Genomic DNA, 16,083 nt, shown 5'->3' with positions numbered 1-16,083 from the left:
GTGGTGGTGGGGTCAGTCCTCGGGCAGGTAGCCGAGATTGGAGGAGAGCCAACGCTCCCCCTCGGCCAGGGTCCAGCCCTTGCGGCTGCTGTACGACTCGACCTGGTCCCGGCCGAGCCTACCGACGACGAAGTACTGGCTGTCCGGGTGGCTGAGGTACCAGCCGCTCACCGCAGCACCTGGCCACATCGCCATCGAGTCGGTCAACTCGATGCCGGTGTTGGCCTCGACGTCCAGCAGCCGCCACAGCGTCGCCTTCTCGGTGTGCTCCGGGCAGGCCGGGTAGCCCGGTGCGGGCCGGATGCCCCGGTAGCGTTCCCGGATCAGGGCGTCGTTGTCGAGGTCCTCGTCAGGGGCGTAGCCCCACAGCTCCTTGCGGATCCGCTCGTGCAGCCGCTCGGCGAACGCCTCGGCGAGCCGGTCGGCGACCGACTCCAGCAGGATGGCGCTGTAGTCGTCGAGCTCGGCCTTGAACTGCGTGATCTTCTCCTGGGCCCCCAACCCGGCGGTGACGGCGAACGCGCCGACATGGTCGGCCAGCCCGGAGTCCTTGGGCGCGACGTAGTCGGCCAGCGACCGGTTGGGGATGCCGGGTCGGTGCTCCCCCTGCTGGCGCAGCATCGACAGCGTCTCGATCACCTCGGTCCGCTCCTCGTCGGCGTACACCTCGATGTCGTCGCCGACCGCGTTCGCCGGGAACAGCCCGATCACGCCGTTGGCCTGCAGCCAGTGCTCCTCGATGGCCCGGTCGAGCATGGCCTGCGCGTCGTCGTACAGCCGCTTGGCCGCCTCGCCGGTGGCGGGGTTGTTGAGGATGTCGGGGAACGAGCCCTTCATCTCCCAGGCGTTGAAGAACGGCTGCCAGTCGATGTAGCGCCGCAGCTCCGACAGCGGGTAGTCGATGAAGGTGCGCACGTACTGTCGGGCGCCGGTGTCCCGGTGTGCGTTCGGCGCGCCCGGCCACCGGTCGGGTTCCTGCCCGGCCAGCATCCGCGGCCGCGGTGGCTGGTAGTCGGTCCACGCGATCGGGGTCGCCCGGGCCCGGGCCTCCTCGTACGACAGCAGTGGCCGTTCGGTCGCCTTGGCGGCGTGCCGGCGACGGAGTGCGTCGTAGTCGGCGTCGACGTCGGCGAGCAGCTGCTTGCGGCCGGTCTCGGACAGCAGCTGGGCGACCACCGGCACCGACCGGGAGGCGTCCTTCACCCACACCACCGGGCCGTGGTAGCTCTTGTCGATCTTGACCGCGGTGTGGGCTCGGGAGGTGGTCGCGCCGCCGATCAGCAGCGGGATCTCGAAGCCGGTGCGTTCCATCTCGGCGGCCACGTTGACCATCTCGTCCAGCGACGGGGTGATCAGTCCGCTGAGGCCGATCACGTCGGCCTCGTGTTCGCGGGCGGTGTCGAGGATCTGCTGGGCCGGCACCATCACCCCAAGGTCGATCACGTCGTAGTTGTTGCACTGCAGCACGACGCCGACGATGTTCTTGCCGATGTCGTGGACGTCGCCCTTGACCGTGGCCATCACGATCCGGCCCTTCGGCCGGGCGGCGGCGTTGGGGTCCTTCTCGGCCTCGATGAACGGGATCAGGTGGGCCACCGACTTCTTCATCACCCGGGCCGACTTCACCACCTGCGGCAGGAACATCTTGCCGGCGCCGAACAGGTCACCGACGACGCCCATGCCGTCCATCAGGGGTCCTTCGATCACCTCGATCGGCTTGCCACCGCGGGCGGCGATCTCGAGTCGGAGTTCCTCGGTGTCGGCCTCGGCGTGGGAGTCGATGCCCTTCACCAGGGCGTGGGTGATCCGTTCGGCGACGGGCAGGGCGCGCCATTCCTCGGTCTTGGCCTCAGCGGTGTCCTGGCCGGTGGTGTTGAACCGTTCGGCGATCTCGAGCAGTCGTTCGGCGGCGTCGGGTCGGCGGTTGAGCACGACGTCGGTGATCCGGTCCCGCAGCTCGGGGTCGATCGCGTCGTGGACGACCAGCTGGCCGGCGTTGACGATGCCCATGTCCATGCCCGCGTCGATCGCGTGGAACAGGAACACCGAGTGGATCGCCTCACGGACCGCATTGTTGCCCCGGAAGGAGAACGAGACGTTGGAGACTCCGCCCGACACCAGCACGCCGGGCAGGTTCTGCTTGATCCAGGCGGTCGCCTCGATGAAGTCGAGCCCGTAGCGGGCGTGCTCCTCGATGCCGGTCGCGAGCGCGAAGATGTTGGGGTCGAAGATGATGTCCTCGGCCGGGAACCCCACCTGCTCGGTGAGGATGGCGTACGCCCGCGCGCAGATCTCCTTGCGGCGCGCCAGGTCGTCGGCCTGGCCGTCCTCGTCGAACGCCATCACCACGATCGCGGCACCGTACTTGCGGCACAGGCGGGCGTGTTCGATGAACGCCGGCTCACCCTCCTTCATCGAGACGGAGTTGACGATCGGCTTGCCCTGGACGCACTTCAGGCCGGCCTCGATCACCTCGAACTTCGAGGAGTCGATCATCAGCGGGACCCGGCTGATGTCGGGTTCGGACGAGACCAGGTTGACGAAGCGTCGCATCGCGGCGACGCCGTCGATCATCCCCTCGTCCATGTTGATGTCGATCACCGGGGCGCCGGCCTCGACCTGTTGCCGTGCGACGTCGAGGGCGGTGCCGTAGTCCTCGGCCTTGATCAACTTCCGGAACCGTGCCGAGCCGGTGATGTTGGTCCGCTCACCCACGTTGACGAACAGCGAGTCGGCGGTGACGTTGAACGGCTCCAGCCCCGACAGCCGCAGTGCGGGGGCGGACTCGGCGGGCGTCCGTGGGCCGCCGTTGTCGGCGGCCGCGGCCAGGCGGGCGATGTGGTCCGGGGTGGTGCCGCAGCAGCCGCCGATGATGTTGACCAGCCCGGCGGTGACGAACTCACCGACGACGGCCGACATCTGCTCGGGTGTCTCGTCGTACTCCCCGAACTCGTTGGGCAGCCCGGCGTTGGGGTAGCAGGAGACGAACGTGTCGGCGACCCGGCCCAGTTCGGCCAGGTAGGGCCGCATCTCGGCCGCACCGAGGGCACAGTTGAGTCCGACCGCCAGCGGGCGGGCATGGCGGACGGAGTTCCAGAACGCCTCGGTGACCTGGCCGGACAGGGTGCGACCCGAGGCGTCGGTGATGGTGCCCGAGATGATCACGGGCCACCGCCGGTCGTGGTTCTCGAACAACGTCTCGAGGGCGAAGATGGCCGCCTTGGCGTTGAGGGTGTCGAAGATCGTCTCGATCATCAACACGTCGACGCCACCTTCGACGAGTGCCTCGGCCTGCTCCAGGTAGGCCTCGACGAGTTCGTCGTAGGTGACGTTGCGGCTGCCCGGATCGTTGACGTCCGGTGAGATCGAGGCGGTCCTGTTGGTCGGGCCGAGCGCGCCGATCACCCACCGGGGTCGGGACGGGTCGGCGGCGGTCGCCGCGTCGGCGGCCTCACGGGCCACCCGGGCCGAGGCGAGGTTGAGCTCGCGGGCAAGGTCCTCCATGCCGTAGTCGGCCATCGAGATGCGCTGGGCGTTGAAGGTGTTGGTCTCGATGAAGTCGGCACCGGCGTCGAGGTTGGCCCGGTGGATGTCGCGGATCGCGTCGGGCCGGGTGATCGAGAGCAGGTCGTTGTTGCCCTTCAGGTCCCGGTGCCAGTCGGCGTACTGCTCGCCGCGGTACTCCTCCTCCGACAGGCCCAGCCGCTGGATCATCGTGCCCATCGCCCCGTCGAGCACCATCACGCGCCGGCGCAGCGCGTCGGTGAGTTGCTCGGTGGCGTCGGGGCGGAATCCGGTCGTGGGCAAGGGTCCTCGTTCGGGTCGGCGGGTCAGTTGGTCAGCTCGTCAGGGCACGGTCCTGCGAGCAGATCCACGTCCAGTATCCCCCGCCGACAACTCCCGGGCCGGAACGACCGGGAGGCGATATCGCCGGCAAAGGTGCGGTGAGGTGTGCCCCGGTGTGCCGGGGCAGGTGTCCCCGGGTACGTCCGGCCGGGAGTTCTGTGACCGCACTACAGTGTCGGCATGGCAGATCAGATCGAACCCCTTGATCTGCGGGACCTCGTCGACCCGCTCGTCGTGATGGCGTTCTCGGGGTGGAATGACGCAGGGCTGGCGGCGACGCAGACCGTGGAGCACCTGCAGGAGGTCGCCGAGGCCCGGGAGCTGTTCACCCTGGACCCCGAGGAGTTCTACGACTTCCAGGTGCACCGGCCGCAGGTGTCGCGGCCCGACCCGACCGAGACCACGATCCACTGGCCGGCGACCACGTTGTCGACCGGGGTGATCGGTGGGCGGCACGTGCTGTTCATCTCCGGCCCCGAACCGAACTTCCGCTGGCGCGCGTACGCCAACCAGTTGATGTCGGGCATCCTGTCGGCCCGGCCGTCGATGGTGGTGCTGCTCGGGGCACTGCTGGCCGACACCCCGCACACCCGTCCGATCCCGGTGTCGGGCAGCGCCTCGGACCTGCGGTTGGCCGACGACCTCGGGCTGGAGCTGTCCACGTACGAGGGCCCGACCGGGATCCTCGGGGTGATGACCCAGGCCTGCCAGCAGGCCGATCTGGACACCGTGTCGCTGTGGGCCGCCGTCCCGCACTACGTGTCCAGCTCACCGTGCCCGAAGGCGACCCTGGCGTTGGTCCACCGGCTGGAGGACCTGCTCGACACCCCGCTCGAGCAGGGCGAGTTGCCCGACCTGGCCCGCGCCTGGGAGCGTGGCGTGGCCGAGTTGGCAGAGGACGACACCGAGATCGCCGAGTACGTGGCCGGCCTGGAGCAGGAGCAGGACGCCGCCGAGCTGCCCGAGGCGACCGGGGACGCGATCGCCGCCGAGTTCCAGCGCTACCTGCGCCGCCGCAACCAGACCTGACCGGCCAGCGTCCGTGCACTAGATTCTGGGGCGTGGACGCACAGATCTGGCCCAGCATCCTGTCGGCCGACTTCGCCAACCTCCAGTCCGACATCGAGCGGGTCCCGGCCGCCGACGGACTGCACGTCGACGTGATGGACTACCGCTTCGTGCCCAACCTCACCCTCGGGCTGCCGGTGGTCGAGGCGATCCGGCGGGTGACGACGAAGGAACTCGACATCCACCTGATGATCGACGACCCGGACCGTTGGGCCGTCTCGTACGCCGAGGCCGGCGCCGAGTCGGTCACCTTCCACGTCGAGGCCGCCGGCGCTCCCGTACGGTTGGCCCGCGAACTCCGTAAGGCCGGTGCCCGGGCCGCGATCGCGCTGAACCCCGGTACGGCCATCGAGTCGTACGGCGACCTGCTGGGTGAGGTCGACATGGTGCTGCTGATGACGGTCGAGCCCGGCTTCGGCGGCCAGTCGTTCCTCGACCTGTGCCTGCCCAAGATTGCCCGTACCCGGGAACTGATCGCCAAGCACGGCGGATCGATCCGGCTCCAGGTCGACGGCGGCATCTCCTCCACCACCATCGAACGCTGCGCCGAGGCCGGCGCCGACACCTTCGTCGCCGGCTCAGCCGTCTTCGGTGCCGACGACCCGGACGCCATGGTCACCGCCCTCCGCAACCTCGCCCGTTGACCCCAACGCGCGAGCGCCCCGAAACAGTTCGACAACGACCAGGGCTCGCCCGAGTCTCGCCGATACCTGTCAGGCGCACGATGCTCAGGACCAACCGAGTGATCAGCGGCGGCGCAGCAGGGCCAGGTACATCGCGTCGGTCCCGTGCCGGTGGGGCCACAGCTGCACCGCACCCCGGACCCGCCGATCGCCACTGGCAGCGTCGGACACCTCGGGCAGCAGGCGGGTGGCCGGAACCACCTCCACGTCGCTCCGCTCGGCCACCACGGTGGCCACGACGTCGTCGGTCTCGGCACGCAGGGGTGAGCAGGTGACGTACGCGACGATGCCGCCATGTCGCAGGGCGTCGATCGCCCCGTACAGCAGCGTGGTCTGTAGCTCGGTCAGGTCACTCACGTCGTCGGGGTGACGGCGCCAGCGTGACTCCGGGCGGCGTCGCAGCGACCCCAACCCCGAACACGGGACGTCGGCCAGCACCCGGGTGAACGAGCCGAAGCGCCAGGCCGGTTCGGTCCCGTCGGCCTGGATGACGGTCACCGACGCCGCCGGGTGGGCGGCGACGGCCTGCGCCACCAGCAGGGCCCGGTGCGTCGACGGTTCCACCGCCACCACGCTGGCCCCCACCTCCCGGGCCAGTCCCGTCAGCAGCGACGTCTTGCCGCCCGGCCCGGCACACAGGTCCAGCCATCGACCGGCCGGTGGTGCCTCGGCCCGGGCCAACGCCAGCGCCACGAGTTGCGAGCCGCCGTCCTGCACCCCGGCTCGACCGTCGCGGATCATCGCCAGGTCTCCGGGGTTGCCCTGCCAGGTGGCCTGGTAGGGCGACGGCCCTTCGGCCACGGCACCCTCGGCGACGAGCTCGTCGACCGTCGACAGTCCGGGCCGGGCGACCAGCACCGGGGACGGTGCGACGTTGTTGGCGCGCAGTGCCGGCTCGAGTTCGTCGGCCGGCAGCACGTCGGCGTACCCGTCGACGATCCACCGGGGATGGAAGGTGCGGATGGCGAGGGCCTCGGTCGGGTCGACGTCCTCGGTCAGCAGGTCGAGCCAGGCGTCGAGGTCACGCATCGACACCTTCCGCAGCACCGCGTTCACCAGACCGGTGACCCGCTCCCCCACCACACTGCGCGCCAGGTCGACACTCGTCGAGATCGCTGCGTGGGCGGGGATCCGGGTGGCCACCAGTTGGTGCACGCCGAGGCACAGCACGTCCACCACGTCCGGGTCGAGCTCACGGGTGTCACGTCGGGCGGCGGCCTCGATGATCAACTCGTACGTCCCGATCGCCCGGCAGGTGCCGTTGATCAACTCGGTGGCGAGCGCCGCGTCGCGACCGGTGAGACCGTGGCGGTTGATCATGGACGGACCGACGAGGTTGGCGTAGGCGCCGTCACCGGTCACCTGTTGCAGGGCACGCAGGGCAGCGAGCCGTACCGGGTCGACCTTGGGCTTCTGCGGTGTCGGCGGTGCTTTCGCCGGCTTCCCGCCCGGCCGACGGCTCCGGTTGGGCCGTTCCCGCTCCAACATCAGACCAGCGCCTCGTCGTCGGAGAACTGGACGCCCCGCGCCCAGTCGGCGGCCGCCATCGCCTTCTTGCCCTGGGGTTGGATCGTGCCCAGCTCCAACAGCCCGTCACCGGTGCCGACCGCGACCCCGCTCTTGGCGACGATCAACTTCCCGGGTGCGGCCGCCCCACCGGTGGGACGGGCGGAGTTGATCTTGAACCGGGCGTCACGGAAGGTGGTCCACCCGCCGGGGAACGGACTGCACCCACGCAGTTGCCGGTCGATCTCGACCGCCGTCCGGTGCCAGTCGACCCGAGCGTCCTCGACGGTGATCTTGGGTGCCATCGTCACCCCGTCGGCCGGCTGGTCGGTCGCCACGGCGGTGCCGGCGTCGATCGCGTCCAGGGTGCGGACCAGCAGCTGGGCACCGTCGTGCGCCAACGACTCCAACAGGTCACCGGCGGTGGTGTCGCGATCGATCGGTGCGGTGATCGTGTCGTACACCGGTCCGGCGTCCATCGCCTTGACCAGGGAGAAGGTGCACGCGCCGGTCTCGGCGTCACCGGCCATCACCGCGTGCTGCACCGGCGCCGCACCACGCCACCGCGGCAGCAACGAGAAGTGCAGGTTGACCCAGCCGTGGGTCGGGATGTCGATCACCCGCTGCGGGACGAGCGCCCCGTAGGCCACCACCGGGCAGCAGTCGGGTCGCAGTTCGGTGAGCCGGGCGACCGCGTCGGCGTCCCCGGGCTTGGTGGGCTTCAGCACCTCCAGCCCGAGCTCGGCGGCCCGTTCCCCCACCGGGCTGGGCCGCAGCGACCGACCCCGACCGGCTGGTGCGTCGGGCCGCGTGATCACCGCGACGACGTCGTGGTCGGAGGCGACGACCGCCTCCAGCGATGGGAGGGCTACTTCGGGAGTTCCGGCAAAGACGAGGCGCACCACCGCATTCTATTGGCCCCGGCCCGTCGTGCCGGGAGGTGTCGGGCACCGAGTCGCGGGCTGATCAGCCGATCACCTGGGGGTCCACCCGGATCCGGACGGTCCCGTCGTCCTTGCGGGCGGTCCGGGTCGCCATCACGTCGCGCACCGCGCGGACCAACGCGTTCCCGCGGGAGCGTTCCACCACCAGGCTCAGCCGGACCCACGCCTCCTCGCTGTGCTTCGGAGCGGCCGCCTCGACCGGACCCCACCGGGTGACCCTGTCAAGCCCCACCTGGTCGGCGACCTCCTCGACGACGGCTGCGGCTCCCTCCAGGGCCACCATCCGGCCGGCCGGCGGGAACCCGGTCTCGTCGCGCTGGCCGAGCTCCCGCTCGGCCGCGGTCACCGGGTCGAGCCGCAGGAACGCCTGCAGGGCGGCCGATTCGGCCGGGCCGACCGCGATCACGCTGCCTCCTGCCGCACCTCCCACGACCAGTGCGGTCGCGTTCCACCAGCGGCGTAGGGCCTCCTCCGCGGCCCGCAGGTCGGCCCGCTGCAGCAGCAACGTGGTGTCGAGCAGCACCGCGGCCGCATACCCGGTGCGGCAGTACGGCTCCGCGCCCGGTGTCGCCACGACGAGTGACGGGGTGTCGGGCACCTCGTCGAGGACCCGGTCACCCGACGACTGGTGCACCACGGTCTGCGGGAACGCCTTGCCCAGTTCTTCCCCGGTCCGGACCGCACCGACCACCGGTGCCCGCCAACCGTCGTCACCACACTCGGGGCACGGGTGGCGTGGCACGTCCCGACCGCACTGGCGGCAGCGCACCCCGTGCCCCGGGTCGACCACCGCACTCCCCTGACAGGCCCCACATCGCAGCGGCTCCCGGCAGGTGCGACACACCAGACCCGCCAGATAGCCGGCCCGCGGCACCTGTACCAACACCGGGCCGGCCGCCAGGCCCGTCCGGATCACCTCGAACACGTCGCGCGGCAGCCGGGCCGCCCGGGCGGCCGGGTCACGGTCGAGGGCGCGTTCGGAATCGGCGGCGATCCGCAGCAGCGGGGCGGCCCGGCGGACGGCCTCGCGGTCGGCGACCAGGTCCCGCAGCCAGTCGCGGCGGACCAGTTCGGCGACCTCGGCGGTCCGACCGTGACCGGCGAACAGGGCTGCCGCGCCGATGCGTCCGGCCCGCAGCGCGAGGACCTCGCGGACGTGCGGGTACGGGGCGCGCGGCTCGGCGTGGACGTCGTCGCCGTCGTCCCACAGCGCCACCAGACCGAGGTCGGCGACCGGGGCGAATGCGGCAGCCCGGGTGCCGATCACGACCGGTACCTGCCCCCGCAGCGCCGCCAGGAAGGCGCGGTAGCGGGCCGCCGGCCCGAGCTCGGCGGTCAGCACCACGAACCCGTCGTCGCCGAACCTTTCGGCGCAGGCGACGGTCAACCGGGCCAGGTCACGTTGGTCGGGCACGATCAACAGGCTGCCCCGCCCTGACGCGTGCGTGGCCGCCGCGGCCGCGGCGAACCCCGCCGCCCAGTCGGCGACCGGCCCGGCGTGCCGTGGCAGCACCTGCCAGGCGGCGCGAGGGGAGGCTCCCCGGCCGAGCGCGGCCAAGAACTCCGGGCCCCCACGGTACGGCTCGAACACCGGCCCGGCGGTGGTCAGGCGCTCGGGGTCGACCGGGGTGCGGGACCGCGGTTGGGCCTGTTCGGTGCGGCCGTGGCGGGTCGGCACGGCAAGCCGGACGACGTCGGCGAAGGTGCCCAGGTAGTGGTCGGCGACCGCACGGACCAGGCCGGTGACCTCCTCGGTCAGCACCGGCTCCGCAGAGACCAGGCGTTCCAGCGGCTGCACCCGGTCGTGCTCGGTGGTGTCGCTGGTGCCGACCACGAAACCGTCCCGCAACCGCCCGGCGAAGCGGACCCGGACCCGTACCCCCGGCCGGACCTGGTCGACCAGGTCAGCCGGGACGACGTAGTCGAACGGCCGGTCCAGGTGGGCCAGCGACACGTCGACCGCCACCTGCGCGTACGTCCGCGTGGTAGGGATGTCGAGCGTCGTCTGGTCCGGCACAGGCCTGATCGTACGGACCGCCACCGACACGACCTCGTCAGCGGTCCCGAGTGCAGGCTCGGGCCTGGAGGGGAGCGTCAGCCGTGGACGGCGCGGGCGAGGGCGTCGGCCCGGTCGGTCCGTTCCCAGGTCAGGTCGGGCAACTCGCGGCCGAAGTGGCCGTACGCGGCGGTCTGGGCGTAGATCGGCCGCTTCAGGTCGAGGGCGGCGATGATCGCCGCGGGCCGCAGGTCGAAGGTGGCGCGGACGGCCGCTTCGATCTGGTCCACCGGGACCTTCTCGGTGCCGAAGCAGTCGACGTAGAAGCCGACCGGGTGGGCGCGCCCGATGGCGTACGCCACCTGCACCTCACACCGCTGCGCGAGCCCTGCGGCGACCACGTTCTTGGCGACCCACCGCATCGCGTACGACCCGGAGCGGTCGACCTTCGACGGATCCTTGCCCGAGAACGCGCCACCGCCGTGCCGGGCCATCCCGCCGTACGTGTCGACGATGATCTTGCGGCCGGTCAGGCCGGCGTCGCCCATCGGGCCGCCGATCTCGAAGCGTCCGGTCGGGTTGATGAAGGTCTGGTAGTCGTCGTGCAACAGGTCGTACGCCTCCAACACCGGCTCGATCACGTGCCGGGTGATGTCGGGCACCAGCATCCGGTCGAGGCTGATGTCGGCGGCGTGCTGGGTCGACAGCACGACGGTGTCGAGCCGGACCGGCTGGTCGTCCCGGTACTCGATGGTGACCTGGGCCTTGCCGTCGGGCCGCAGGTACGGCAGGGTGCCGTCGCGCCGGACCTCCGACAGCCGCTCGGTGATCCGGTGGGCGAGGTCGATCGGCAGCGGCATCAGCGAGGCGGTCTCGGTGCAGGCGTAGCCGAACATCAGCCCCTGGTCCCCGGCCCCCTGCCGGTCGAAGTCGTCACCGGCGGTGCCGAGGCGCTGCTCCTCGGCGGTGTCGACGCCTTGGGCGATGTCGGGCGACTGCTGGCCGAGCGCGATCGACACCCCGCACGAGGCACCGTCGAACCCCTTCTTCGACGAGTCGTAGCCAATGCCGAGGATGGTCTCGCGGACGATCCGCGGGATCTCCACGTACGACTCGGTGGTGACCTCACCGGCGACCACCACGAGCCCGGTGGTCACCAACGTCTCGACCGCGACCCGGCTCTCGGGATCGCGTTCCAGCATGGCATCCAACACGTTGTCGCTGATCTGGTCGGCGATCTTGTCGGGGTGCCCTTCGGTGACCGACTCGGAGGTGAACAGTCGCCTGCCCATGCGGGGTCCTTTCTGCAGCAGCGGTGAGCCGAAACCCTAGTCCGCGGCACGGAGTTCGCGGACGCGATCCCAGATCCGGTGCGCCAGCACCTCCTTGGACCCAAGGTATGGGCCACGCACGTCCGCCGGGTCGACCAGCGTGATCGCGTTGTCGGCCTGGCCGAACACCCGGCCGGCGGTGACGTCGTTGACGACGATCAGGTCGCACCCCTTGCGGCGCAGCTTCGCCTTCGCCATCGTCACCAGGTCCTGGCCGGCGCCCGGTGTCTCCGCGGCGAACCCGACCAGCGTCTGTGCCGCGTCGGTACGCGCCTCGACCAGGGAGCGCAGCACGTCGGTGGTCTGGACCAGCTCGAGGGTGACGCCGTCGTCGCCGGACTTCTTGATCTTGCCCTGACTGGGCGCGGTGGGGGTGAAGTCGGCGGCGGCCACGGCCATCACCACGGCGTCGGCGCCGTCGGCGGCGATGTGCATCGCCTCGGCCAGGTCACCGGTGCTGGAGACCTGGGTGACCTCGACCCCGGACGGCACCGGCACCGCCAGGTGGGCCGCGACCAGTCGTACGGTCGCCCCGCGCAGTGCGGCGGCGCGGGCGAGCGCGACCCCCATCCGCCCGGACGAGGCGTTGCCGAGGTAGCGCACCGGGTCGAGCGCCTCGCGGGTGCCGCCGGCCGACACCGCGACCACCAGGCCGGACAGGTCGGCCGCCGCGGCGGAGGTGGCGATCGCCGGTGCGCTGACCAGCGAACGGGCGACCGCGAGGATCTCCTCGGGGTCGGGCAGCCGGCCGGGTCCGGTGTCGGCGCCGGTGAGGCGGCCACTGGCCGGGTCGAGTACGACGACCCCGCGCGATCGGAGGGTCGCCACGTTCGCGACGGTCGCCGGGTGCTGCCACATCTCGGTGTGCATCGCCGGGCACAGCAGCACCGGCGCGGTGGCGGTCAGCAGTGTGCTGGTCAGCAGGTCGTCGGCCCGGCCGGTTGCGGCCCGCGCCATCAGGTCGGCGGTCGCCGGGACCACGACCACCAGGTCGGCCTCACGGCCGAGCCGGACGTGGTTGACCTCTTCGGGGTCGGCGAACACACCCGTCCGGACCGGTTTGCCCGACAGTGCGGCAAAGGTCGTCTCCCCGACGAACTCCAACGCGGCCGGGGTCGGCACCACGGTCACGTCGTGGCCGGCCTCGGTCAGTCCGCGCAGGACCTCGCAGGCCTTGTACGCGGCGATGCCGCCGGCGACCCCGAGGACGATGCGGCTCATCGGCGGAGGTCCACCCGGTCGGGTGGGGTCAGGCCCCGGGCTCGGGGGTCGGCTCGAAGCCTTCGAGCTCGTCGGTCGCGCCGTCGGCGTCGGCCGCGGCCGCTTCGGCCTCCGGGTCGATCGGGGTGGCCACGAGTACGCCGGCGTTCAGCTCGCGCAGCGCGATCGACAGCGGCTTCTCCTGGACACCGGTCTCGACCAGCGGGCCCACGTTCTGCAGCAGGCCCTCGCCGAGCTGGGAGTAGTAGGCGTTGATCTGGCGCGCCCGCTTGGCGGCGAACAGCACCAGACCGTACTTGCTGTCGGCCTTGGTGAGGAGGTCGTCGATCGACGGGGAGGTGATGCCACCTTCGTGCACAGCGTGGTTCGTCAAGTCGTGGCCCTTCAACTGGCTGGTGCCCTTCACGAGAAGGGCGTGGTCGTCTCGACCCCATCCTGCAGGCCGCCCCGGGAGGTTCCGGAGGCGGGCGGGTGTGGGGGCAAGCCCAGCAAGCCTACCAACTCCGCCACCGCTTGTTCCACCTCCCCGTTCACCACGACGTGGTCGAACTCGCTGCGGGCCGCCATCTCGTCCTTCGCGGTGCGCAGCCGGCGTGCCCGGTCGGCCTCGTCCTCGGTCCCCCGGCCGACTAGCCGGCGGATCAGTTCGTCCCACGACGGGGGCTCCAGGAAGACGAACCGGGCACCGGGCCACGACTGCCGTACCTGGCGGGCGCCCTGGAGGTCGATCTCCAGGATCACGTGCCGGCCGGCCGCGACCGCTTCGGCGACGGGCCGGCGGGGGGTGCCGTACCGTGCGGCGTTGTGCACCGTCGCCCACTCCAGCATCTGGCCTTGGTCGACCAGGCGGTCGAACTCGGCGTCGTCGACGAAGTAGTAGTGGACGCCCTCCACCTCGCCGGGCCGCGGCGTCCGCGTGGTTGCCGAGACCGACAGCCACACGTCGGGCCGGAGTTCCCGCAGCCGCGCGCAGACCGTGCCCTTGCCGACGGCGGTCGGCCCGGACACCACGGTGACGGTGCCGGTCTGGTCCTGCTCAGTCGTCACCGAACTCGTCCTTCAGACCCTTCACCTGGTGTCGCCCCAGCCCGCGCAGGCGACGGTTCTCGGCGATGTCGAGCCGGCTCATCGCCGCCCGGGCCTTCTTGTCCCCCACCCTGGGCAGGCACTTCAGCACGTCGACCACCCGGGTCTGTGCGACCACGTCGTCGGTGCGTGCCAGGTCGAGCACGTCGGCCAGGCTGACCTGGCCGCGTCGCAGGTCGTCCTTCACCCGGGCGCGGTGCCGTCGAGCCTCGGTCGCCCGGGCACGCGCAGCCCGCAATTCGTCGTCACTCAGTGGTGCCAATGACACGGTGGCCAGTCGTCCTCACGATCGCGCCGCACCCGGGTTCGGATGGGTCGGGTCCCCACCGTATCCCGCGTTGCGTGGGCGTGCACGCCCCCTCTCACCCGAGGTCGGTCCGCGCTGCGGCGAGCACCTCGTCGGGTTGGGCGAACAGGCCGGGCAGGCCACCGGTGTGCACGAAGACGACCGTCTGCTCCGCACTCCACCGGCCCGCCCGACAGTCGGCCAGCAACCCGGAGAACCCCTTGGCGGTGTACACCGGGTCGAGCAGGATGCCCTCGGTCCGACCGAGCAGCGCCATCGCCTCCCGACCGGCCGCCGAGCCGACGCCGTACCCCGGCCCGACGAAGTCCTGCCGCAACTCGACCTCGCCGTACGGGGTGTCCGGCTCGGCGCCGATCAGGTCACCGGCCCCGCGCACCATGTCGGCCACCTGGTCGGGCGCGATCCAGGCCTCGTGCTCGGGCGGCATCGGACAGATCCCGACCACCGACGTCGACAGCCCGAGCAGCGCACAGCCCAGCAGCAGACCGGCCTGGGTGCTGCCCTGGGAGGTGGTGTAGATCGCGTCCAAGCGGGCCCCCGGGGGAAGTTGCTCCACGATCTCGACGACCGCGTCGACGTAGGCCACCGCCGCCAACAGCAGGGCCCGGTCGGCCCCCATCCCGGTGACGTATGGCCGCCGTCCCGCCCGTTCCAGCTCGGCGACCAGCGCCTGCTTGGCCGCGATGCTGCTCTCCCCCGGCCCGATGGGGCGGATGTGGGCGCCGAACAGGTGGTCGACCAGGTAGTTGCCCTGGGCCGGCACGGGTGGGTCCGGAAGCTTCGGCAGCAGGTACGTGTCCAGGCCCAGCCGGGCGCCGGCTGCGGCGAGTTGCCGGGAGTGGTTCGACTGGGTGGCGGCCCCCTGGACCAGGCAGTCGGCACCGGCGGCGATGGCGTCACCGAGGACGTACTCGTGCTGGCGCACCTTGTTGCCGCCGAACGCCAGCCCGGTGCAGTCGTCCCGCTTGATCATGATCCGGGGGCCGTCGATCACCGAGGACAGCCGGGGGCAGTCCGTCAGCGGGGTCGGCAGTTCGGCGAGCTCGACCCGGGCCAGGTCGGCCAGCCGACGCCGTACCTCGTCAGGCGTCACAGTTCGGCCCCCACCAGTGCCAGGCCCCGGCGAGTGATCAACTCGAGCTCGGCGAGGTGGTCCGGGGTCGGATCGGTCAGCGGTGCCCGCACCGGTCCGACCGGCTGCCCCCGCAGTCGGGCACCGGCCTTGATCAACGACACCGCGTACCCGGGGATCCGGTCCCGCAGCGCGACCAGCGGACTGTAGAAGCCGCTGAGCAACTCGTCCATCCGTGGCTGGTCGTCGCGCTGTGCCGCGGTGAAGAAGACGCCGGCGATCTCGGGGACGAAGGCCTGCACCGCCGACGAATAGCCCCGGATGCCGAGGCTGGCGTACGGGCGGTACTGCATCTCGGCGGTCAGCGATCCGTTGAACAGCAGGAAGTCCGGCCCCAGGGCGAGCCGGGCCCGCTGCAGTTCCATGAACGAAGAGTGCCCGTCCTTGAACCCGATCACGGTCTCGATGGCCGCCAACTGCTCGAGCGCTTCAGTCGACACCTTCATCAGGTCGCGCAGGTAGACGATCAACGGAAGGTCCGTGCCCGCCGCGATGCGCCGCACGTACTCGACGAGCCCGGCATCGGAGCCCCGGGCGAGGTAGGGCGGCATCACCAGGAGCCCGTCGATCCCTGCCCCCACAGCAATCCCGGCCATCCGGCGGGCCTGCGCGAAGCCGTACCCGATGCCGGCGAGCACGGGCACCCGGCGGTCGGCCTCGGCTGCCGCCACCGTGATCACCTCGGCGTACTCGGCCTCGGTCAGGCTGGCGAACTCGCCGGTCCCGCAGGCCACGAACAGCCCGGCGGCCCCGGTCGCCAGGTGGTGCCGGACGTGGCTGCGACAGCCGTCGACACTGATCGATTCGCCGTCGTCGGTGAACGCGGTAAGCGGGAAGGCCAGCACACCTCGCCCCAGTTGCGCCGCCAGTACGTCGGCCAGACCCACCATCGGTTCCCCCGATCAGCTACATATGAAGCAGGCTTGCACGAATGTAGTAGCGACCTTAACATCGGCCATGGCA

13 protein-coding genes are annotated in these 16,083 nt (G+C 71.2%); 2 read left to right on the top strand and 11 right to left on the bottom strand.

What is annotated here, in order from left to right:
* Positions 1–12 precede the first annotated feature (12 nt).
* Positions 13–3,741, bottom strand: coding sequence for a methionine synthase (gene metH / locus ACQBAU_RS09335; RefSeq protein WP_434550618.1), 3,729 nt, complete (start codon positions 3,739–3,741; stop codon positions 13–15).
* Positions 3,742–4,026: 285 nt separating this feature from the next.
* Between metH and ACQBAU_RS09330 the strand changes: the two genes are divergently transcribed.
* Together ACQBAU_RS09330 and rpe are read left to right on the top strand one after the other, a co-directional pair.
* Positions 4,027–4,875 (top strand): PAC2 family protein, encoded by an 849-nt coding sequence (locus ACQBAU_RS09330; protein ID WP_434550491.1) that lies wholly within the window; start codon positions 4,027–4,029, stop codon positions 4,873–4,875.
* 32 nt (positions 4,876–4,907) lie between these two features.
* Positions 4,908–5,558 (top strand): ribulose-phosphate 3-epimerase, encoded by a 651-nt coding sequence (rpe, locus tag ACQBAU_RS09325; RefSeq protein WP_434550492.1) that lies wholly within the window; start codon positions 4,908–4,910, stop codon positions 5,556–5,558.
* 102 nt (positions 5,559–5,660) lie between these two features.
* On the opposite strand, the gene ACQBAU_RS09320 is transcribed toward rpe, so the two are convergent.
* From ACQBAU_RS09320 to ACQBAU_RS09275, 10 genes are all read right to left on the bottom strand, one after another.
* Entirely contained in the window at positions 5,661–7,085 is a 1,425-nt protein-coding gene (locus tag ACQBAU_RS09320) for an RsmB/NOP family class I SAM-dependent RNA methyltransferase (RefSeq protein WP_465256635.1), read from the bottom strand.
* Entirely contained in the window at positions 7,085–8,005 is a 921-nt protein-coding gene (fmt, locus tag ACQBAU_RS09315; protein WP_465256634.1) for a methionyl-tRNA formyltransferase, read from the bottom strand. Before fmt ends, ACQBAU_RS09320 begins: the two co-directional genes overlap by 1 nt.
* Positions 8,006–8,069: 64 nt before the next feature.
* Positions 8,070–10,064: a primosomal protein N' family DNA-binding protein gene (locus ACQBAU_RS09310; RefSeq protein ID WP_465256633.1), complete on the bottom strand. Its 1,995-nt coding sequence runs from the start codon at positions 10,062–10,064 to the stop codon at positions 8,070–8,072.
* A gap of 77 nt (positions 10,065–10,141) precedes the next feature.
* Positions 10,142–11,335: a methionine adenosyltransferase gene (metK, locus tag ACQBAU_RS09305; RefSeq protein WP_434550496.1), complete on the bottom strand. Its 1,194-nt coding sequence runs from the start codon at positions 11,333–11,335 to the stop codon at positions 10,142–10,144.
* A 36-nt stretch (positions 11,336–11,371) separates the two neighbouring features.
* A complete protein-coding gene (coaBC, locus tag ACQBAU_RS09300; RefSeq protein ID WP_465256632.1) occupies positions 11,372–12,595 on the bottom strand; it encodes a bifunctional phosphopantothenoylcysteine decarboxylase/phosphopantothenate--cysteine ligase CoaBC in 1,224 nt (407 codons plus the stop codon).
* A gap of 28 nt (positions 12,596–12,623) precedes the next feature.
* Positions 12,624–12,968 carry a DNA-directed RNA polymerase subunit omega gene (gene rpoZ / locus ACQBAU_RS09295; protein ID WP_434550498.1) on the bottom strand — a complete coding sequence of 115 codons (345 nt, stop codon included), beginning with the start codon at positions 12,966–12,968 and terminating at the stop codon, positions 12,624–12,626.
* Positions 12,969–12,997: 29 nt separating this feature from the next.
* Complete coding sequence (gmk, locus tag ACQBAU_RS09290) at positions 12,998–13,642, bottom strand: guanylate kinase (protein ID WP_434550499.1); 645 nt, start codon at positions 13,640–13,642, stop codon at positions 12,998–13,000.
* Positions 13,632–13,949: an integration host factor, actinobacterial type gene (gene mihF / locus ACQBAU_RS09285; protein WP_434550500.1), complete on the bottom strand. Its 318-nt coding sequence runs from the start codon at positions 13,947–13,949 to the stop codon at positions 13,632–13,634. Before mihF ends, gmk begins: the two co-directional genes overlap by 11 nt.
* Positions 13,950–14,043: 94 nt before the next feature.
* A complete protein-coding gene (locus ACQBAU_RS09280; RefSeq protein ID WP_465256631.1) occupies positions 14,044–15,081 on the bottom strand; it encodes a pyridoxal-phosphate dependent enzyme in 1,038 nt (345 codons plus the stop codon).
* Positions 15,078–16,010: a 5-dehydro-4-deoxyglucarate dehydratase gene (locus tag ACQBAU_RS09275; protein WP_465256630.1), complete on the bottom strand. Its 933-nt coding sequence runs from the start codon at positions 16,008–16,010 to the stop codon at positions 15,078–15,080. The genes ACQBAU_RS09280 and ACQBAU_RS09275 overlap by 4 nt, the downstream gene beginning before the upstream one ends.
* Positions 16,011–16,083: the final 73 nt, after the last annotated feature.

The sequence above is a fragment of the Carbonicoccus niuqiaonis genome (assembly GCF_050157065.1).
GTDB lineage: Bacteria > Actinomycetota > Actinomycetes > Propionibacteriales > Propionibacteriaceae > Avipropionibacterium.
This window is presented reverse-complemented; position numbering and strand designations above follow the sequence as displayed.